Annotated in this window: 17 protein-coding genes; 6 read left to right on the top strand and 11 right to left on the bottom strand. The window is 53.6% G+C overall.

All coding sequences use genetic code 11. The features are described 5' to 3' along the window. Positions 1-4: 4 nt before the first annotated feature. From ACO0LK_RS03535 to ACO0LK_RS03560, 6 genes are all read right to left on the bottom strand, one after another. Positions 5-2,515, bottom strand: coding sequence for a glycosyl hydrolase 2 galactose-binding domain-containing protein (locus tag ACO0LK_RS03535; protein ID WP_422972224.1), 2,511 nt, complete (start codon positions 2,513-2,515; stop codon positions 5-7). Positions 2,516-2,528: 13 nt separating this feature from the next. Next, positions 2,529-3,536, bottom strand: coding sequence for a DUF1839 family protein (locus ACO0LK_RS03540; RefSeq protein WP_422972226.1), 1,008 nt, complete (start codon positions 3,534-3,536; stop codon positions 2,529-2,531). Between the two features lie 7 nt (positions 3,537-3,543). Beyond that, positions 3,544-4,455, bottom strand: coding sequence for an amino acid--[acyl-carrier-protein] ligase (locus ACO0LK_RS03545; RefSeq protein WP_422972228.1), 912 nt, complete (start codon positions 4,453-4,455; stop codon positions 3,544-3,546). A gap of 11 nt (positions 4,456-4,466) precedes the next feature. Next, positions 4,467-5,633 carry an acyl-CoA dehydrogenase family protein gene (locus ACO0LK_RS03550; protein ID WP_422972230.1) on the bottom strand — a complete coding sequence of 389 codons (1,167 nt, stop codon included), beginning with the start codon at positions 5,631-5,633 and terminating at the stop codon, positions 4,467-4,469. Between the two features lies 1 nt (position 5,634). Then, positions 5,635-5,874, bottom strand: coding sequence for an acyl carrier protein (locus ACO0LK_RS03555; protein ID WP_422972232.1), 240 nt, complete (start codon positions 5,872-5,874; stop codon positions 5,635-5,637). Between the two features lie 316 nt (positions 5,875-6,190). Beyond that, complete coding sequence (locus ACO0LK_RS03560; RefSeq protein ID WP_422972234.1) at positions 6,191-7,393, bottom strand: ABC transporter substrate-binding protein; 1,203 nt, start codon at positions 7,391-7,393, stop codon at positions 6,191-6,193. 260 nt (positions 7,394-7,653) lie between these two features. Between ACO0LK_RS03560 and ACO0LK_RS03565 the strand changes: the two genes are divergently transcribed. Beyond that, complete coding sequence (locus ACO0LK_RS03565) at positions 7,654-8,490, top strand: SIR2 family NAD-dependent protein deacylase (RefSeq protein ID WP_422972236.1); 837 nt, start codon at positions 7,654-7,656, stop codon at positions 8,488-8,490. Between the two features lie 8 nt (positions 8,491-8,498). Here the strand turns inward: ACO0LK_RS03565 and ACO0LK_RS03570 are convergent, their stop codons facing one another. Continuing rightward, positions 8,499-9,644, bottom strand: a complete 1,146-nt coding sequence (locus tag ACO0LK_RS03570) for an alpha-D-ribose 1-methylphosphonate 5-triphosphate diphosphatase (RefSeq protein ID WP_422972238.1) — start codon at positions 9,642-9,644, stop codon at positions 8,499-8,501. Positions 9,645-9,985: 341 nt separating this feature from the next. Here ACO0LK_RS03570 and ACO0LK_RS03575 point away from each other — a divergent pair, with 341 nt between their 5' ends. From ACO0LK_RS03575 to ACO0LK_RS03590, 4 genes are all read left to right on the top strand, one after another. Then, on the top strand, positions 9,986-10,873 hold the full coding sequence (locus ACO0LK_RS03575) for an amino acid ABC transporter substrate-binding protein (RefSeq protein ID WP_422972240.1): 888 nt from the start codon (positions 9,986-9,988) through the stop codon (positions 10,871-10,873). Positions 10,874-10,883: 10 nt separating this feature from the next. After that, positions 10,884-11,570 carry a DUF1045 domain-containing protein gene (locus ACO0LK_RS03580; protein WP_422972242.1) on the top strand — a complete coding sequence of 229 codons (687 nt, stop codon included), beginning with the start codon at positions 10,884-10,886 and terminating at the stop codon, positions 11,568-11,570. Between the two features lie 118 nt (positions 11,571-11,688). After that, positions 11,689-11,991: a hypothetical protein gene (locus ACO0LK_RS03585; protein ID WP_186947832.1), complete on the top strand. Its 303-nt coding sequence runs from the start codon at positions 11,689-11,691 to the stop codon at positions 11,989-11,991. 36 nt (positions 11,992-12,027) lie between these two features. After that, on the top strand, positions 12,028-12,747 hold the full coding sequence (locus tag ACO0LK_RS03590; RefSeq protein ID WP_422972244.1) for an alpha/beta fold hydrolase: 720 nt from the start codon (positions 12,028-12,030) through the stop codon (positions 12,745-12,747). Positions 12,748-12,752: 5 nt separating this feature from the next. On the opposite strand, the gene ACO0LK_RS03595 is transcribed toward ACO0LK_RS03590, so the two are convergent. After that, positions 12,753-14,141 (bottom strand): CoA transferase, encoded by a 1,389-nt coding sequence (locus tag ACO0LK_RS03595; RefSeq protein ID WP_422972246.1) that lies wholly within the window; start codon positions 14,139-14,141, stop codon positions 12,753-12,755. Positions 14,142-14,278: 137 nt separating this feature from the next. Between ACO0LK_RS03595 and ACO0LK_RS03600 the strand changes: the two genes are divergently transcribed. Continuing rightward, positions 14,279-15,502 carry a citrate synthase family protein gene (locus tag ACO0LK_RS03600; protein ID WP_422972248.1) on the top strand — a complete coding sequence of 408 codons (1,224 nt, stop codon included), beginning with the start codon at positions 14,279-14,281 and terminating at the stop codon, positions 15,500-15,502. 14 nt (positions 15,503-15,516) lie between these two features. Here ACO0LK_RS03600 and ACO0LK_RS03605 read toward each other — a convergent pair whose 3' ends face one another. The 3 genes from ACO0LK_RS03605 to ACO0LK_RS03615 all read right to left on the bottom strand — a co-directional run bounded on the left by ACO0LK_RS03605 (position 15,517) and on the right by ACO0LK_RS03615 (position 18,908). Beyond that, positions 15,517-15,738, bottom strand: a complete 222-nt coding sequence (locus ACO0LK_RS03605) for a helix-turn-helix domain-containing protein (protein WP_422972250.1) — start codon at positions 15,736-15,738, stop codon at positions 15,517-15,519. Positions 15,739-15,746: 8 nt separating this feature from the next. Then, positions 15,747-16,334: a hypothetical protein gene (locus tag ACO0LK_RS03610; RefSeq protein ID WP_422972252.1), complete on the bottom strand. Its 588-nt coding sequence runs from the start codon at positions 16,332-16,334 to the stop codon at positions 15,747-15,749. Positions 16,335-16,517: 183 nt separating this feature from the next. Next, complete coding sequence (locus ACO0LK_RS03615) at positions 16,518-18,908, bottom strand: TonB-dependent receptor plug domain-containing protein (protein WP_422972254.1); 2,391 nt, start codon at positions 18,906-18,908, stop codon at positions 16,518-16,520. Positions 18,909-19,020: the final 112 nt, after the last annotated feature.

The following is a 19,020-nucleotide window of genomic DNA, read 5'->3' on the forward strand; positions in this document are numbered from 1 at the left end:
CCCGCTATTGAGGAATCTGTATCCGGATAGTGCCCTGTGCATTCAGTGCCTGCACTTGCCCGGTCTGGATTTGTTTGCCACCCGTAGCGCGCAGAATGACCTGCTTTTCACTTGCGGGTGCCAGATGAAAATAATTGTCGTCAGGCAGCCAGCCTGGTATTTGTATCGCCACCGCCTGCGCCATTTTCTGGGTACTCAGATGCAGGATGGCATTGCCATCATCCATCAGTGAGCAATGTGCCTGCAAACCCAGATCAGACACCTGGGCAAACTGATGACCAGCAGGAAAATGAAAGTCACTGGCACATACCTGTGCCTCACCGGTACGATACAGCTGTGCTACCGCCACATCATGTCCGGCCGGGCCAAAACGATAGGCATAGGTGGTATCCATGAAATGTGGCAGCAGTGCATAATCCTGCACCCTGATAGCTGCATGTGCAGCGACCTGCAAGCTGATGCGACCATGCGCGACACGGCTTGCCGCATGGCGGTACAGGGCAAGCTCCAGCTCGCCGTCAAATGCCTGCGCCATATCATTCACGACATGCAGTGCCAGACCGTTCAAGCCCTCGTCGGTCATGAACACGGTCAGTGCTGCCATTGCCCGCTTCAAATAATAATAGGCAGCCTTGGGTTTGCCATGCGCGTCAATGATGCCCCAACCCGCGCCTGGTCTCAGGTCGCGCCAGAACCAGATCAGGGCGCCGTGGCAGCCTGAACCTGCACGCCGCCATTCTTCAATAGTCCTGGCCATGACTTCACCGGTAGTGGTGCGTGCCAATGCCAGATAACGCTGCTGATCCGCATAGCGCAAGCCTGCGGGATTGACCTTATACAAGCCGGCCATGTAATGATCACGCACATCTTCAAAATCCCAGCTTGTGCCGTTGTCGCGGGGGATACCCAGCTTCCAGGCCGGATGTGATCCCACTGCTTCACCATTTTTCAACATGCCATCCAGTAAATCATCGTCAGGCATATTGGAAAAACCCAGGCATTCCGATGTGAAGCGCACACCGCTGCGGCGGGCATCTTCCAGCGGACGCAAATAGGCACCGACACCAAAATAATGGGCAACACCGCTATCCAGCTGGAAAGGCATGACACCACCACTGGGGCTGGATGGCCAGTACTGTACGTCAGGGCGTATCTGTTGACACAGGTTCGGCAAGGTCTGCGCAAAGAAATCATTGCGCCACAGTTCTGCTGGCTGCCCCAGCATGGCAGCCTGCTGTTCCACTTCGCTATTGCCACAGACAACAGCGATACAGGGCGAAGCCTGGGTGCGTTGCAGGAACTGCTGCACTTCCAGAGAGATGCTGGCGGCAAATTGCGCATCGTTCACCGGGTAGTCCATATTCGCAAACATGCAGTCTTGCCAGACCAGGATGCCCAGTTCATCACACAACTGGTAAAACTCCGCTGTCTCATACACCATGGTGCCAACCACACGCAGCATGTTCATGCCGGCGTCACGCGCCAGACTCAGCATTTGCCGCAGTTCAGTGGCTTCATTTTGCAGTGAGATGGTGTCCGCCGGTGTCCAGCAGGCACCACGACAGAACACTGATACATCGTTCACATGCAGGTGGAAATCACCATCACGCTGATCGACCCTGATCTGCCTGAACCCGGTATGCCCCAGCGCAATGGTCTGAATGTGGCTGGCAGTCTGGACATGTAGCTCGAGTGCATACAATGCCGCATCACCATGCGTATGTGGCCACCATTTTTTGACCGCCGGTATGCGACAAAGACCAAGAATGCGATACCGGTTTTCACCCAGGCTCTGCCATTTCAAGGCTTCTGTCTGTCCGGCTATCTGGATGAAACAGGCGGAAATCGCTTGCAGGCTATGTACGGTCAATTCCAATTCCAGCACACCGTCCTCACCATCGAGCTTGCTGGTCAGTTGCTGATCGATGACTTGCACCGCAGTTTGCAATTCCAGCACGACCGGCCGATATGGTCCTACCGGTGCGACTGGTGGAGACCAGCCCGGCATGCGTCCCAGCAGACTGGTGCGCAACCAGCGCAATTGCTGCTGTTCAACCAGGCGGGTTTTCCAGCGCGGACGAGGGCGACGCTGCGCCAACAGGGTATTCAAGGCCAGGAAACGTATACTCAAACGTCCTTTGCCACTCAGCGTATGTGCAGCCAGATCAAAGCTGTGGGCAATAAACATATTGTCGCTGCGCAAGATCAAACTGTCGTTCCAGTACACTTCGGCATGGCTTGCCAGTCCCTCAAAATGCAACCAGGCAGCATGCTCAGGCAAATCAAGATCGCAGAAATACCAGACATCGACCGCATCAAAATTGTCTTTGCCATATTCAAACTGTCCGGCGGCACGCAAGGCAGCGGCAATGGTGCCCGGCACCTGCGCTGGCAAACAAGCCAGGCCAGCTGCCTGCAATACAGATGACAACGCTGAAGGCAACACCTGGCTGTCACTGGCAAGCTGTATGGCTTGCCAGTTTTCTGTCAGGGGAATGCGTGTCTGGATGCTCATATCCGCATGATCATTATTTGGCCAGACTGCGGGCCAGACTGCGGTCCAGACTGCGGTCCAGCGCATCCATGCCTTGTTGCCAGTGTGTCGCCAGTTGTTCCAGCAACGGGCTCAGGTCCACGGCTTTTTTGCCCATGACGGCTCTCGCGGTTTTCAGCAACAGGGTTTTGGTGAGTTCGGATATGGCGTCAAATTCGCTCGCTGCCACATCCAGTTGCAGGGGCTGGTGTTGTTGCAACCAGCGCAGGTAATGCGCGCCCAGGCTAAAGCCCGCCCCCAGTTGGCGCAGGCAGGCAAAGGCATACGCATGATAAGCCGCCATGCCTTCTTCTTTCAATTGTTCCACATCACGCAAAAACACTGGCTGGAACAGGCTGACAGGATTATTGCGCGGGCGTCTGGTCAGATATCTGCGCAAAAGCGGCAAGGATATCGCGGCCAGTTCTGCATCCGTCCTTGGCTGCACATGATCAAGACGCACGAATTCAGCAAACAGAGGCATGAAAGCAGGATCATGCGGTTTGTCTAGCCTGAAGGTTTCGACAAAATCCTCGCCCTGCAATTCATGGTAGCTGCTGTTATGGAAATAGCCGAGCCTGCGGTTTTCCAGATCGATCTCCTGTATTGCGATGGTGGTCTTGACGTGATTGCTGCGGTAGTCAGTACCTGCGGTATCCGGCAGGTAAAAAGAGTCCGTTTCTGTCAACACCAGACGGCCACGGCCAAGCTGTGTACCCGCATTGCTGAGTAAGCCACGCCAGACATTCAGTTCCTGCACATCAATGCCATACAGCGCAAATAGGTCTTCATGTGGCGGTTTGTAAAAGGTCCACTGGTCACCATCAAAATCATTGGCAAATACCATGGGCAGACAAGCCAGCGGGTTCAGGCCTTGCGCATGCAAAACCTCTATCCAGACATCGATATAACAATTGGTTTCTGCCCAGGAACGATCAGCGCCATGCAGGGCATGCGGCTGATAGTCGCTGGCAACAATTTTTGGTAAAGCGTGCAGGCTCATGAGCACATCATGACCACAATATATTGCGGGTAGCCTGCGGCCAGTTTTCCGGCTGCATGCCATGGGTCTTGAACAGAGCCATGACGATACGCTCCAGGCCAAAGCCCAGGCAGGCGGTATGGGCCAGTTCACCGTTTTGCTGATAAATCTCAAACAGCTTGCCGAAATGGTCCTGGTGATAATTGAAGGAGCACACCGCCGTCGGCTTGACTTCAGATATCACCGGCACCAGCACTTCAAACTTCAATTGCTGTTCGCGCTGATTGGCGGCCAGCATGCGGCCACCACGGCCAAAGAACGGGTCGGAAGCGACATCAGAATGCGCTGGCAAGCCCAATGATTTCAAGATATCGAGGCCACGCTGCAACCAGATATCACGCCATGCAACCACCATTTCTGGCGTGCCTACACGCACGAATTCACGCACACGGAAAGATTGCATGCGGGTTGGTTCTGGCGATGGTTCATTTCTGAATACCCAGTTTTGCATGTCCACCAGACGCCCTTCAGCAGGGATGGTGCCGGTAAAACTGGGATACACCGGATAACAGGCAGCCGGTGTCAGGCAGACTGCCGTCATGGTTTGCAAATGCGTCCAGGGGCGGCCTTCATGCACGTTTTCTATCAATTCCTTGTGTTGCGCTTCGGTACCGGTAAAGCTGAAGATGGTGCCGGCCAGTTGCGGGAAAGAATCCAGGTATTCGCTGCGTTCCAGCACCTTGCGATCAAGGCAGGGCGGGAAAGACATTTTGACTGCGCCATCATTCACAGCCACGCGGCTGACATAATCATCGAAACGGCGCAACACATCTTCAAATACTGGCCCGCGACCAAAAATACCCTGTACACCAACGGGGATAATATGACCGGCAGCAACCAGATCTTCAGTCAGTCCTTCGGGAGAAAAATCGATAGACATATGTACCTTTCCTAATCGTCTTTCAGTACCAGCAGCAAATTGGCATTGGTTGCCAGAATGCGGTCATTGCCGACCATGATGGCGGCTGAATGCGCATCGCGCAGATGACGGCTCATGCTGAATTTACTGTCATTTTTATAGCCGAGTATGCCGCAGATGGACAAGGCCTTGGTGACAATCTGCGGCAGGGCCTGGGTCGCATCTATCTTCAGATTATTCATCTTCAGCGAATAACCCATGGAAGTCAAAGTACCGATCGCCGCATCATCTGCGACTGCCAGTGCTTCATACTCAGTCAGGCAGGCCTGTACCGATGCACGCAGGCTTTGCATCATGCTGACCAGTTCTGCCAGGCGCAAGGCCGTCGGTGGCACGGTGCCAGGATTGGCGCGGGCCTGGCCACGGACAAAGGCCCTGGCCTTGTTGACTGCCGCTGCCGCACACCCCATCCAGCAACCACCCCACAATAAATGCGATACCGGCACCACGGTCTGTGCCGACATGTCGCCAAAGGGCACGTCAATGATCTGCGCCACATCGCCGGTCGAACTCATGAGGAAAGACGGGCTACAGGTACCGCGCATGCCCATGGTATCCCAGCCGCCTTTTTGTTCCAGTGTGTAATCGGCCTTGCGTACCAGTATCAATGACTGGTCACTGTTTGCTGCACCGGGATTGCGTCTGGCCGTCACCAGCAAATCATCGGCCTGCGCGCCGTAGGAAATGGTAGTCGCATCCTTGATCAGGGTAAAACGTTCGCCACTGATGTCCACCGCACAGTTGCTGCGACGCATTTCACCACCGACACCGACCTCCGACGTCACCGAAGCGATCAGGTATTGGTGCGCGACCAGCTCACGCAGATAATTCCTGTACCACTCACTATGCATGGCATGCCGCACGATGCTGATCACCTGTATCTGATGCATGGCAAAAATCATTGCCGTTGCAGCACATTCACGCGCCAGAATTTCAACGATATCCACCAACTCTGTCAGGCCCACACCGCCACCGCCGAGTTCGGCAGGAATATAGGCACTCAGCAGTTTCTCGCGCTTGAGTGCGGTGATGGCTTCGACAGGAAAACGGGCCTGCTGGTCCACTGCATCGGCATGCGGTGCTGCATAGTCTTTTGCTACCAACCTGGCAGCCTGCCGCAGAGGTGATAGGGTATCCATATCAGGCGGTCAATTCTTGAATGGCGGCGTGTATGGCATCAATACTTTCAAACACGCTGCGCTTAAGCATGCGATCTGGAAATTCCAGATCAAATGCATCTTCCAGCGCCAGCATGACATTCACACTCGCATGCGAAGTCATACCGGCTTCATACAGATCTGCATCGTCAGCCAGGGTATCCATATCAGCAGCAAATTTGCCATGATCTTTCAGTACCTGACGGATTTTTTCTTTGCTCATGAGCAAGCTTCCTTATTCTAAAGATGTTCCTCATAGCGACACGCCTGCTTGCACGTGCAAGCAACGCTAAAAAGGAAGCGACCAGACATGTCGAGGCATGCCTTAAAGTCAATAGGATAGCCGAACGCCAACTAAGCCGAAGTTAAATTTAGTTAAGTTTTACTGACGATGGATCAGAGCAGCCCGGTGCTGAACCGGGCCACACAAAGCGAAAAGTTGCACTACAGAATTTGCAGTGATGAGCAATTGAATTACAGAACGGTTACGGTGTTTTTTCCACGAGCACCAGTTGACCTGAAATCTGCGGACACCAAACTCATTTGGTACGTACGATCAGGCTGCTGTTGGCATCTTCGCGATAGGCATAGCCAACATGGCCTTTACGAATTTCGCCGATGAAAATCATACTCTGAACAACGGCCTCATGATCGTTTTTTGAAAATGGTTTCTTGTAGCGCGAGATCACGGTTGAGGTGGCATCGTATTTCATGTCTTCCAGCGCGGCCTTGATTTTTTCGCCGTCGGTAGCATTTGCCTGCATCAGCGCCAGCGTTAATATTCTCAGCGCGTCATAGGTTTGTGCCGCAGCCACGGCTGAGGGAATGGATTTGACATTATTGATCTTCAGATAGCTCGCCACGAAACTGCTGCTGCGGTTACTGGCTTCATTTTCTATGAAGGTGACCGGCATACGCGCACCTTCTGCATTATTGCCTGCCAGCTCGACAAAGCTACGCTGTGACAAGGTCCAGGAACCCACCAGCGGCAGGTTCACCCTGGCCTTGCTGACACTATTGGCTACCATCGCCGCTTCAGAACTAAGGCAATACAGAATGACGATCTGGGCGCCGGCCTGTTTGGCCCGCGTTAATTGCGCCGTCATGTCCTGATCCCCGATCTTGAAGCTTTCTATGGCGACCGGCGTTATTTTGCGACGCTGCATTTCTGCCAGCAGATTATCCTTGCCAAACTGGCCGTAAGGCGTGTCGTCATGCAGTACTGCGACCTGGGTCAGCTTGCGCTTGTCAATAACGTCATTCAATATGACGGCCGGTTGCAGACTGTCACTGGCCGCCAGCCGGAAGATAAAGCTGCTGGGCACGGCAGGTGGCATGTATTGTTTGGTCACCGCTGCACCAGTCGCTGCGCTGATAATCAGCGGTATCTTCGCTTCCTGAAATACCTTGGACGAAGGCAGGGCCACGCCAGTATTGGCAAATCCGACGACCGCCACGACCTTTTCTTTTTCTATCAATTCCTTGGCCATTGCCACGCCAATATCCGGTTTGGCCTGATCATCACGCTCCACCAGCTCTATACGGCGCCCCATGACGCCGCCTATCTGGTTGATATCGGCCAAAAACACCTGCGCACCGCCCCGTATGCTTTCCCCCATGTCAGTAGAGGATTTACCGGTGAAGGGGCCGATGATACCTATGCGTATCGGCGGTTCCTGCGCCTGCACGGACAGCGAAAGCAAAACCAGTAATCCAGCCAGAAAGGAAGATTTGCGCAGCATGATGTCTCCAGAATGTTATATTTTTATGGAACCCATTTAGGGTACCAAAGATAACCACTGCCGCTCTGCACGTATGGCAAAGCACATACATAATTTCACGGCTGGTTACAAAATGAGTACATAAAAGATAGTTTGCCTCAGGATATACTGTCAATTGGATAAATTTCACTCTTACTTACAATTTAGCTGTGTTAGCTCAATCAAGATGCACGATAGAGATGCACGGCCAAGCAGAGTAATAGTCATCGTACAAGTAGCCCATGCATCCTGTTCACCTACTTCACCAGGCCGTTGACCTTATCGCGCAGGCAGATGCACTGGTGATTGCTGCCGGTGCAGGCATGGGTGTCGATTCCGGCCTGCCGGATTTTCGCGGTACCGAAGGCTTCTGGAAGGCCTATCCGGCCCTGGGTCAGCAAGCTATTCCATTTCACGAAATAGCCAGTCCGTCTGCTTTCCGGCGTCGCCCTAGCCAGGCCTGGGGCTTTTATGGTCACAGACTGGCCATGTACCGGCAAACCCGGCCCCATAGCGGCTTCCAGATTGTGCAGCAATGGGCACAAACCATGCCGCACGGGTTATCGGTATTCACCAGCAATGTCGATGGACATTTCCAGTCAGCGGGCGTGGGTGCAGACAAAGTCTATGAATGCCATGGTTCAATTCATTATCTACAGTGCCTGTTACCCTGTCGTGACAGCATCTGGCAGGCAGATGATTTTCAGCCGGAAGTGGATACCGTCCAGTGCCAGTTGATGAACAAGGCACCAACCTGCCCCCACTGTGGCGGCATGGCCAGACCGAATATTCTGATGTTTGATGACTGGGACTGGAATGACCAGCGCCAGCGGCAACAACTCGCGCAGCAGCAAAACTGGCTGGACAAGGTTTCCCGCCCGCTGGTGATAGAGCTGGGCGCTGGCACCACCATCCCCACTGTGCGCAACTTCAGTCACCGTGTGCTTTTGCAACACGGTGGCCGGCTATTGCGTATCAATCTGCGTGAGCCACAAGTCGCTTTTGCCCAGGATGTAGGCCTGGCGATGGGTGCGCTGGAAGCATTAACTGCAATTCAGGCGTTGATGGAAAACGCCTAAGTTCTCATTCAGGCAATCTGCTGACCGGCCCGCCAGACGCCCATAACAACTGGAATATCCTGCAACATGCGCACGCGGATAAAATCGGCCCGCAGGCCGGGGGCGATAGCGCCCCTGTCATATAAATCCAGCGCCTGTGCCGGTGCCCGGCTGATGGTGGCAACCGCCCTGGGCAGGCTGTACCCATCCTGCTGCAACATGAAGGCCGCCTGCAACAGGCTGGCCGGTACGTAATCAGAAGACAGAATATCGAGCAAATCATGCTGTGCCAATTCTGAAGCAGATACATTACCTGAATGCGAACCGCCACGTACGCGGTTAGGCGCACCCATGACAATAGCCAGCCCCTGCTGCCGCGCCGTTTGCGCCGCCAGCAAACTGGTCGGAAACTCGGAAATACTGATACCCTCGGCCACACCTTCGTGCACATGTTCAGCCGTGGTATCGTCATGCGATGCCAGCGGTATAGGATGGGCCTGCTGCTGGCACAACTGCACCACCTGCTGGCGGTTTTCTGCCACATGGCGTTCCTGGCGTTCACGCAACAGGCCCAGCATCTGATCCACTTTCTGTTCACTCCAGCCACGCTTGCCGGTCACATAGACGCGGTAATGGCTCAGGTCCGTCCACTGCCGCTGGCCTGGTGTATGGTCCATCAGCGATACCAGCTTCAATCGTTCATCCTGGATAAAAGGTGAGAACATGGACAGCAGATTGGGTTCGGCCAGTTCCAGCCGCATATGCAACAAGTGTTCGGCGCGCAAAAAACCACCATCTGCTGCTACCCGCAAGCCTTCGACGCAGGGCAGCAGGCTTTGCATGCGTATGCTGTCAGGGTCTATATCACCGACGGATATGGCATCCAGTACCGTGGTAATGCCGGCGGCGGCAATCTGCGCATCATGCGCCAGAATTGCCGGCATGACCGGCCAGGCAACTTTGGGACGCGGCATCAGGTGTTTTTCCAGATTGTCGGTATGCACCTCGACCAGCCCCGGCAGCAAAAAATCGCCCTGCCAGTCATCACCCTGTAGGCCACTGCTGCCGACATCACCGATCAGGCCAGCACTGACTGTCATTGATCCGTCGAAAACGGCATCCTCAGTAACGATGCGGGCATTACGAATTGCCAATCCGGCTTCTGAAAATTTCATGATAATAAAAAGCAATTAATTACATACGCCACCTTATCATGATTTGGCTGGCGACCATCAATTCTGCCATGTCACCAAGATATCTGACAAAGCCCGGGCATCCTTACCATCCCAATAATGAGCAACCAGTCCATCATAGACAGATCTGAAAAAATTTCGGACTGTTTATTGAAATTGGGCAATATTGTTTGGATTTTATAACGAAATCTTGTATTGCCATGACGCCTGAAATTCAAACTTTGTCTTGCCCCTTGACTGTTAGAGTCGATTGACGGAATTACCTCACGATGTAGATCACATAATAAGTCACACAACAAGTCACATAACAACGGGTGGAAAATATGATGCGTCAAATGCTGACTGGTCTTACTACTTTGCTGTGCCTGTCGTTACCGCTATACGTCCAGGCCGCGGATACGCTTGCAAAAATACGTAAGACCCAAACCCTGGTGATAGGTGTACGCGAAACCGCTCCCTTTTCCTTTACCGATGCAGACAAGCAGCCACTCGGTTATTCGGTGGATCTGTGCCTGAAAGTGGCGGATGCCATCAAAAAAGAATTGAAGATGCCAGCCATGCGGCTGCAATTTTATTCTGTCGATTCGACCACCCGTTTCAGCGCCCTGCTGGAAGACAAGATAGACCTTGAATGTGGCAGCACCACCAACAATGCAGAACGGCGAAAAAAGGTCGCTTTCACGATACCGCATTTTTTCTCCAGCGTACGTGCGCTGGTCAAGACCGACAGTGGCATCAAGAACTGGTCACAATTACGTAACCGCACCGTCGTCACGACCAAAAGCACCACCACCGTCAAGCTGCTGAATGACAGAAGCGATACGATTTCCCTCAACATCAAACTGGTGGAAGGCAATAGCGATCAGGAATCCTTCAAGATGGTGGAAGATGGCAAGGCCGATGCCTTCCCCATGGATGATGTCTTGCTGTACAGCCTGCGCGCCGAATCCAAGGCCCCGGCAAGCTTTGCCATCGTCGGCGAACCCCTGTCGATAGAACCGTATTCCATCATGATGCGCAAGGATGATCCCGGCTTCAAGAAGATCGTAGATAATGAGATGCTGAGGCTGATTCACGAAGGCGAGATTTACCGCATCTACGAAAAATGGTTCATGAAACCTATCCCACCAAAAAATGTCAACATGAATATGTCCATAGGCTTTCTGCTCAGGGATTCACTGCGCTTTCCTACGGATCAGGTAGGCGATTGATGCTGCCGGCATGACGCGTTACGCCTTATATTTTGCGCCGGATCGCGACTCTGCCTGGTGGCATGCCGGTAACCAGTGGCTTGGACGCGATGCCGAAGCTGCTGAACCTTTGCCACAACCTGCAATCGAAGGTATACAGCCAGACTTGCAACATAAGCTGACCCACGATGCCCGTCGTTACGGTTTTCATGCCACGCTGAAAGCCCCTTTCCGTCTGGCACCAGGTTGTACCGAAGCGGCCCTGCATCTGGCCTTGCAAGACTTTTGCCGACAACAGACACCAGTCAGAGGGCTGGCACCAGGCGTGCAATGGATGGGCAATTTTCTGGCCCTGCGCCCGACGGAAAATCAAGCCGCGATCAACGCACTGGCATTTGCCTGCGTTGAGCATTTCGATCAATTTCGCGCCCCCATGAGCGAAGCCGACCTGGCACGCCGCCAGCAACACCCGCTCAGCCCGCGGCAACAAGCCTTGCTGATGCAATGGGGCTACCCTTACACGCAAGAAGAATTCCGATTCCACATGACGCTGACCGACAGACTGGAACCAGGCGCACTGGCCGACAGCATCCACACCGCAGCACAAAAGCATTTTGACCTGGATGCACCACTTGACATCACCGGCCTGGCCCTGTTCACCGAGGACCAGCAAGGTGCCGACTTCCAGCTAGCTGCGCGTTTTCCGTTTGGCCAGTGAGTTTCGCCAATAAGTTGCTCAATAAAACCTGCTGATACCCCCCCTGTCAGAATCGTTTTACCTTCAGGCAAAATTCAGCATAAAATAATCATGCCTTCAACTCGTCGGGAACATGTGCATGTCCATCACTCCAGAGCAATTACAGGAATTGATGAAAGAAGTCGAACAGGAAGATCCCATCGATTTTGCCGATCTGCCTTTCGAAGAAAATGATTTGCGCGCCATCACCGCTACGCATTTATGCGAGATGGCCGATGCCATGGAAAGCTTCAGCCAGGAAGACCGCCAGGTCACACTGCTGGCTGTCGCTGCCAAACTGGTGCTGGAAAATCTGGTGCTGCATATACAACTGCTGCGCCAGCACGGCATCCCCCTCAGTGATCAGGTCAACGACCTGCTGCAAAACCTGAAGAAAAAATAAGCATGACAGTTTTTTGCCAACACACATCAGACGCCCATGCATAAGGACAGGCACTTCCTGCTGATCCCCGGCTTCATGTGCGATGCCAGTTTGTGGCAATTGGTATTGCCGGCACTGGAACAGCGCGGCCATGTGCAACTGGCAGACCTGAATCAGGGTGACAGTATAGAAAGCATGGCGCAACGTATACAGGCAACGGCACCCGCGCACGCGATAGTCATCGGCTTTTCGCTGGGTGGCTATGTGGCACGCCATCTGGCCTGGCGCTTAAGCACGCAGGCTGCTGGTACTGAACCGACCGGTCTGGTATTGCTGAATACCTCGGCGCGCGCCAGTACCGAAGAAGAATTGCGCAGAAACCAGCAACAAATCCGCATGCTGGCCGCTTACCCTTACAAGGGGCAGACCATGACCGCACTGCGTCGCGCCCTGCACCCGCAGCGCCAGGACGACACCGCCATGCTGGCGCATTTGCATGCCATGTCGGTGGCGTTGGGGAAAGAAGTTTTCCTGCGTCAGTTGGCAATACAAAGAGGTGATGGGCACCATGAACTGCCGCTGATACGCTGCCCCGCGCTGGTGGTCGCCAGCAGAAATGACCAGATGCGCAGCCTGGAAGAATCCGAAAAATTGGCGCACGGCCTACCCCATGCTGAACTTCAAATCATCGAAGACTGCGGCCACATGTCACCACTGGAAAAAGCGCCGGAACTGATCGTTTCGCTGGACCAGTGGTTAAAGCAGAATGGGCTGTAAAACAGCTACCACCAGACTGGTGCATGCTCACCAAGAACTGGTGCCGGCAGTTCGAAGCGTGCAGGTGTGACAGGCATTTGTTCCACCGGAGCGATAGCCTGCATCTGCCCATATCCTGACGTTGATGCCTGTAAAAAGCGGGCGATTTCTTCCGGGCGTAGTTCAGCGGCGTGATCATGCAGGCCACGTCTGGGCATCTGTTGCAGCCAGCGTCCGGTCTGTGCCAGCGAGACCCTGACTTGCCAGCTACCGCCTTCGACAGCACGTTTTTGCAGCGCCAGCATGGTCGCATAAGCCAATAAATAACCGGTGGCATGGTCAAGTGCCTGAAAGGGCAACTTGCCGGGTGCATCGCTGGCTGCTGCCCGCCCTTCCGCATCAGCAATGCCACTGGCTGACTGTACCAGACTGTCAAAACCGCGCCGGTGCGCCCAGGGGCCGATATGTCCATATGCCGACAGGCTGACATGAATCAGGCCAGGCCGCATGGCACACAATTCCTCAACCGAGTACCCAAGCTGTGCCAGTGAATTGGGACGATAAGCCTGGATGAAGACATCGGCGCCGCTGATCAGTTGCTGCATGTTCTGCCGCCCTTCCGTCTGCCGCAGATCAAGTTGCGCAGAACGTTTGCCACGACCCGTATCCATCACCAGCAGCATGATGTTAGGCAGATGTGCCGCGCTGATGGCCAAAACGTCGGCCCCATGCTGTGCCAGCGTGCGCGCACCGACCGGGGCGGCAATCACTCTGGATAAATCAAGTACACGCACCCCACTCAGGGGACGCCGCCCATCAGGCGGCATGGGAATGACGGGGCCATCAGCCACCCGCCTGACTTCAAACAAGGGTAAATCTGCGATAGCCTGCGCTTGCGGATGGGCCAGCCATTCCTGTTCTGTACGTATCATGGCGGCGCACATGTTGGCCTGGGCCAGTGTCTGCTCGAGCTCTGCCGCCTGCCAGCCGCTAATCGCCCTGGCAACGGCTGCACGGTCTTCAAGACATTGCAAGACGGCCAGCACGCCATCCCTGTGATGCGGGAAGTTGGTATGCAATTGTATCCAGCGCCCATCCCCTGCCTGGTAATAACCGGCAATCTTACTCCAGGGATCTTCACTTGCATGTCCATTCACACTGAGATAGCGGTCACTCTTGAACATGGCCAGCGCATGACGCCGGTCGACTGTGATGTTTTGTCTTTCACCACCACGCGCCTGCCACAGTTGCGCCGCCATCAGGGCCTGCACCGCAATCGTGGCAGATGCCACGTCGCCTACCTGAAACGTCGATGGCAATTGCGCAGTATCACCACCAAATGTTAGTTGCGGCAAAGCCTCAGGCGCACCGCCGCCCATTTGCCACAAGGATGCCAATAGTGCTTCTGCCGACATGATGCTCCTCCACTTGGAAATCAAATTAGCGCACAATGAGATAATCTGATGCATGTACACATAGTTAAGTGTTCAGTCTAGGATCTGCATCACACTGTGGTCAATCTTGATTCTGCCAATCAATATAAATTTTTATCGTGGAAAATCTCATTTCTGCCAGAGAAGCCGCCCAGTTGCTGGGCATCAGCCTGCCCACGCTGTATTCCTATGTCAGCCGTGGCTTGCTGCAATCGCATCAGCATGAAGGGCAAAAAGCCAAACGTTATCTGAAGGAAGAAGTCTTGCGTCTGCTGGCCCGCAATACCGACAGCAAGCGGGCAGGCAGTGCCGCCGAATCGGCCATAGACTGGGGCGTACCCGTGCTGGAATCAAGAATCACCCAGGTCAACCACGGCAAACTGTATTACCGTGGCCTGCCCGTGGACGAGCTTGCACGTACCCATACGCTGGAACAAACCGCCCTGATTTTGTGGGACAGCCAGGAAACTACTGATTTGCAGGCTATTCCTTTACCCGGGCTGGATATACTCTGGCCCAGACTGCTGGACCTGAACGCGGCTCTGCCGCCCTATGAAAGAGCCATCAGCATGCTGCCCATGCTGGGCACGACGGTAAAACAGATTACCGGCATTCAACCACATCAGCAAGCACAATTGTGGATGCACCTGATGGCCGCCGCACTGCTGGGCATGAAGCCGGACTATCAGACGTTTCACCACAAGCTGGCAAGTGCCTGGCAACTGGATGCCAATGCCAGCCAGGCTGACCTGCTGCGTGCTGCTTTGGTGGTCAGTGCAGATCATGAATTGAATGTATCGACTTTTACCGTGCGCTGCGTCGCGTCTGCCGGTGCCGGTCTGGGCATGGCTCTGGTTGCCGGGCTAACAGCACTATCCGGCCCGAAACATGGCGGCGAAAGCCTGCGTGTCGGCAACATGGTACGTGCTGGACTGGCAGGTGGACCACATGCTATGCGGGAATCCCTGCAACAGCGCCTGCGCATCCATGATGCCAGTCATCATTTTTCACCACGACTGCCAGGCTTTGGCCATCCGCTGTACCCGCATGGCGACCCACGTGGCAGCTTGCTGATGAGCATGCTCGACAAAAAAACACATGTCGGCTTGTTTGAGCTGGCTGATACCGCACAAGACCTGACCGGGCAGGCATTGAATATTGACTATGCACTGGTCGCAGTAGAAATTGCCTGTGGACTGCCACAGGGCGCGGCGCAAATCCTGTTTGCCCTGGGCCGCACGGCAGGCTGGATAGCGCATGCCATGGAACAGATGGAAGAAGGTCAGTTGATACGCCCCCGTGCCAGGTATGTGGGCAAGTTTCCGCTTACACCCGCTGGCTGATCCCGGCTGTAGTTTTAGACTGCATGTTCAGCATCAGGGGTGTACGCCAGAATATCGCCAGGCTGGCATTCCAGCACCTGACAAATTCTTTCCAGTGTATCAAAGCGTATGGCCTTGGCCTTGCCAGTTTTTAACACGGATAAATTTTGTGGCGTGATATCGACCAGCTCAGCCAGCGTATTCAAACGCATCTTGCGCTGGGCCAGCACCACATCCAGATTGACAGTAATCGGCATATGCGTCCTCAGATGGTCAGTTCAGCTTCTTCATTGAGGTCTACGCCTATTTCCAGCGACCACAGCAATAGCAGGAAGAAGCCTATCCACGTCAGTTGATCGAGCACGCTACCCAAAAAATGCCCTATATCGCCAGAACCGCCAGCACCTGGTTGGGTGTAATTGAGAATAATGGCAAGAATTTCGATTACGAGTCCTCCCGCAACCAAGATCAGGTTCAAATTAAACGCCCTTCTTGCGTGAAAAATGGCATTCCTGTTGAAAATTTCGCCCTCGTAAAAGCAGGTCAGCAATTTATTGATGTGGATGAGAACAAATTCCAGCAAAACACAGAAGAGGGTAGCTACTACTGAGGCAATTACTTTCAAGTCAGTTGTTATCCCGCTTTGTAATAGAGAATAAAAACCGTCATTCACCGTCACTGCTTTCGCCAGATAGGCAACCAGCGTCAAGTCGCCGGAAGGAGCCATCATCATGATAAAAGGAAAGGCGGCGCCCCCGATGGCAACAACGGCCATCGCAAAAATACTAAGAAATAAAAAGTACCTGCTCAGCTTACGGATATTGGCAATCCTGGCATGTTTCTGAACTTGCATTTTTAGCTCCTGGTTGAATTAAAGTGAATGAATTCTAAAGCCATAAAATTCGAAACGCAATATTTATTTATCGTTTATCGATAAATAAATACCGATATTAATTTAATCCACTTTTCAGCAACAGACGCAAAAAGGGCTGCATAACGCAGCCCTTTTTAGCAAAGATCAGTTCAGATTACATGATTACCAGGCGTATGCTGCCTTCGCATAGTAGTAACGGCCATTGAAACCATAAGGCGAGAAGGTACTGTACGGCAGGGTGCCGCCAGAATTCAGATTGCCTGTTGAAGTCACCTGATCCGGATATTTATCGGTCAGATTATCGACACCGGCACTGACAGTCCACTTGCCCAGTTTCACACTGGCGGAGACATCCAGCACCAGGTTGGCGCTATAAGTCTGATCCAGGGTCACGCTGTTTTGTGGCGAGACAAAACTGCCATAACGTGTTGCCAGGCCATGAATGGTCCAGTTATTGAAACCGTAATCGGCAGCGATACTGAATTTATCTTTCGGTGTGGCCAGAGTCGCACGGTTGATGGTTTGCCTGTCGATCAGCAAGAGATTGTTTTGCGTCAGGATTGACGGATTATCTGCCACCCGCTTTACGGACGTGTCGTTGTGGTTATAGGCAACGGTAAAGCCCAGCTTGTCTGAACCCGACAAAGGGATTTGATACGAACCGACCACATCCACGCCACGGGTTTGTGTATCAAGTGCATTGGTGAAATAACGCGCCGCACCGACCAGTACGCCTTGCTTGGCCAGCACACTTTGCAGGGCTGCAGGCAAGACCAGATTGCCCGAATACAGGATGCGATTATCAATATCGATCTGATAGGCATCAATGCTCAGTGACGCATTTTTACTTGGTTGCAGCACCGCACCCAGACTGTAGTTACGTGATTTCTCGGCTTCCAGCGGAACTGCACCCAGGGCCTTGGCAGCAGCAGTGGCAACACCGAAGGTTCCTGTATCCACCAACTGCGATGTGCCATTGATGGTGATCAGATTGGTGGTGGAAATCGTATAATTTTGCTGTGCCAGTGATGGTGCGCGGAAACCATTCGATACAGCTGCACGCAAGGCAAATTCTTTGGTGAATTCAAACCGGCCTGATAATTTACCGGAAGTCACGCTGCCAAAATCGCTGTAGTTTTCATGACGCAGGGCAAGCGACGCACTCAGTTGCTTGCTCAGTTCTGCTTCAATATTGGCGTAGATCGATGCGCTGTGACGGCTGAAACTACCTGCATTCGAAGGCTGAAAACCAGAGAAACCCTGTGCGCCGCTACCGAAGTAAGAATTCGCTTCACCAGCACCGATTTCATACTGGTCACGGCGATATTCAGCACCCAAGGCCAGCGTCAGCGGATTCGCCAGACCTGCGAGTTCTATCTCTCTGGCCACATCAAAATTTGCCAGGGTCTGGGTATTTTTCAGCTTGCCGGCGTAAAAACGCGTAGGGCTGGTGGCACCCAGGCTCAGGTTGACGGTATTGGTAACATCCAGGCTGAATTCACTGGAACCATAATTGACACTGGCATCCCAGCGCCAGCCATCGGTACGGCCCTTGATACCGCCCACCACCGATACATCAGTATTGGTCGCCGCTTCATTCGGCAAGAAACCATTTGGATACAGCGGTGTACGCAAGGTCGTGCCCGTGGTATAGGCCGTGCGCCAGGTGGCAGCAGCATCGGTATTGCGACGGCTGTAATTGGCAAAGCCATACAGTTCAAGATCGGTCGCCAGTGCCAGCGAGGCATTCACGCCCAGATTGGTTTGTTGCAGTTTGGGGTCGCCCTGTACCTGATTGACCCTGCCATACAAAGGTTCAAGCGGATTACGGAAATCGGCACCGGCGCGATTGGTTTCATTCTGGTTGCGCTGTTCAGCAGTAAAACGTGCCCAGCCCTTGTCACCCAATGCCGTACCAAAGTTGGCACTCAGAGTACCTTGCGTGCCATCCCCCTTACTGTATTGACCGCCACCAAGCTGCACCTCACCACCATCTGCGCCTTTTTTCAGGATGATGTTGATAACGCCAGCAATCGCGTCTGAACCGTATTGCGCTGCTGCACCGTCACGCAAGACTTCTATCTTGTCGATGGAACTGATAGGGATGGTATTGAGGTCAGCAGGGGAAGAGCCGCGTCCTGCCGTGCCATTCACATTGACCACTGCCGAGGTATGCCAGCGCTTGCCATTCACCAGCACCAGCGTCTGGTCTGGTGACAGGCCGCGCAACTGCGCCGGGCGACTGGCCGACGTACCGTCTGCCACCGCCGGACGCGGAAAGTTCAGTGACGGCAGCAACCGGCTCAATACCGTTGCCAGCTCGCCAGAGCCGGTGGATTGCAAATCTCTGGATGTCAGGATATCAATAGGTGCTTCTGAATCAGATACCGTGCGCTTGATGCTGCGGGTACCAGTAACGATGACCGAACTGGCCTCAGTGGCATCAGTCTGCTGAGCCACGGCTTGCGAGGTGATTGCTGAAAACACGGCAGCTACCAGCAGTGCGGTGCGCTGTTTGGGGAAAGGCAGGGGAAAACTCAATGCATTATTCATACGGTCACTTTCACTTTTCTGTGTACAGGTAGTCAATTTGAACCGATGGTACTTCTTACTGCATAGACGGCAAACGATTGTTTTCAGCTAAAAACATGCAAAAATAATATAT

The organism is Undibacterium sp. Ji49W (assembly GCF_049340205.1).
Classification (GTDB): domain Bacteria; phylum Pseudomonadota; class Gammaproteobacteria; order Burkholderiales; family Burkholderiaceae_D; genus Undibacterium.

Excerpts from the sequence above, each read along its gene's own strand:
- ACO0LK_RS03550 (WP_422972230.1), bottom strand. The coding sequence starts at position 5,633 with ATGGATACCCTATCACCTCTGCGGCAGGCTGCCAGGTTGGTAGCAAAA.
- ACO0LK_RS03555 (WP_422972232.1), bottom strand. The coding sequence starts at position 5,874 with ATGAGCAAAGAAAAAATCCGTCAGGTACTGAAAGATCATGGCAAATTT.
- ACO0LK_RS03545 (WP_422972228.1), bottom strand. The coding sequence starts at position 4,455 with ATGTCTATCGATTTTTCTCCCGAAGGACTGACTGAAGATCTGGTTGCT.
- ACO0LK_RS03580 (WP_422972242.1), top strand. The coding sequence starts at position 10,884 with ATGACGCGTTACGCCTTATATTTTGCGCCGGATCGCGACTCTGCCTGG.
- ACO0LK_RS03610 (WP_422972252.1), bottom strand. The coding sequence starts at position 16,334 with ATGCAAGTTCAGAAACATGCCAGGATTGCCAATATCCGTAAGCTGAGC.
- ACO0LK_RS03585 (WP_186947832.1), top strand. The coding sequence starts at position 11,689 with ATGTCCATCACTCCAGAGCAATTACAGGAATTGATGAAAGAAGTCGAA.
- ACO0LK_RS03595 (WP_422972246.1), bottom strand. The coding sequence starts at position 14,141 with ATGTCGGCAGAAGCACTATTGGCATCCTTGTGGCAAATGGGCGGCGGT.
- ACO0LK_RS03615 (WP_422972254.1), bottom strand. The coding sequence starts at position 18,908 with ATGAATAATGCATTGAGTTTTCCCCTGCCTTTCCCCAAACAGCGCACC.
- ACO0LK_RS03540 (WP_422972226.1), bottom strand. The coding sequence starts at position 3,536 with ATGAGCCTGCACGCTTTACCAAAAATTGTTGCCAGCGACTATCAGCCG.
- ACO0LK_RS03605 (WP_422972250.1), bottom strand. The coding sequence starts at position 15,738 with ATGCCGATTACTGTCAATCTGGATGTGGTGCTGGCCCAGCGCAAGATG.
- ACO0LK_RS03535 (WP_422972224.1), bottom strand. The coding sequence starts at position 2,515 with ATGAGCATCCAGACACGCATTCCCCTGACAGAAAACTGGCAAGCCATA.
- ACO0LK_RS03560 (WP_422972234.1), bottom strand. The coding sequence starts at position 7,393 with ATGCTGCGCAAATCTTCCTTTCTGGCTGGATTACTGGTTTTGCTTTCG.
- ACO0LK_RS03590 (WP_422972244.1), top strand. The coding sequence starts at position 12,028 with ATGCATAAGGACAGGCACTTCCTGCTGATCCCCGGCTTCATGTGCGAT.
- ACO0LK_RS03565 (WP_422972236.1), top strand. The coding sequence starts at position 7,654 with ATGCATCCTGTTCACCTACTTCACCAGGCCGTTGACCTTATCGCGCAG.
- ACO0LK_RS03570 (WP_422972238.1), bottom strand. The coding sequence starts at position 9,644 with ATGAAATTTTCAGAAGCCGGATTGGCAATTCGTAATGCCCGCATCGTT.
- ACO0LK_RS03575 (WP_422972240.1), top strand. The coding sequence starts at position 9,986 with ATGATGCGTCAAATGCTGACTGGTCTTACTACTTTGCTGTGCCTGTCG.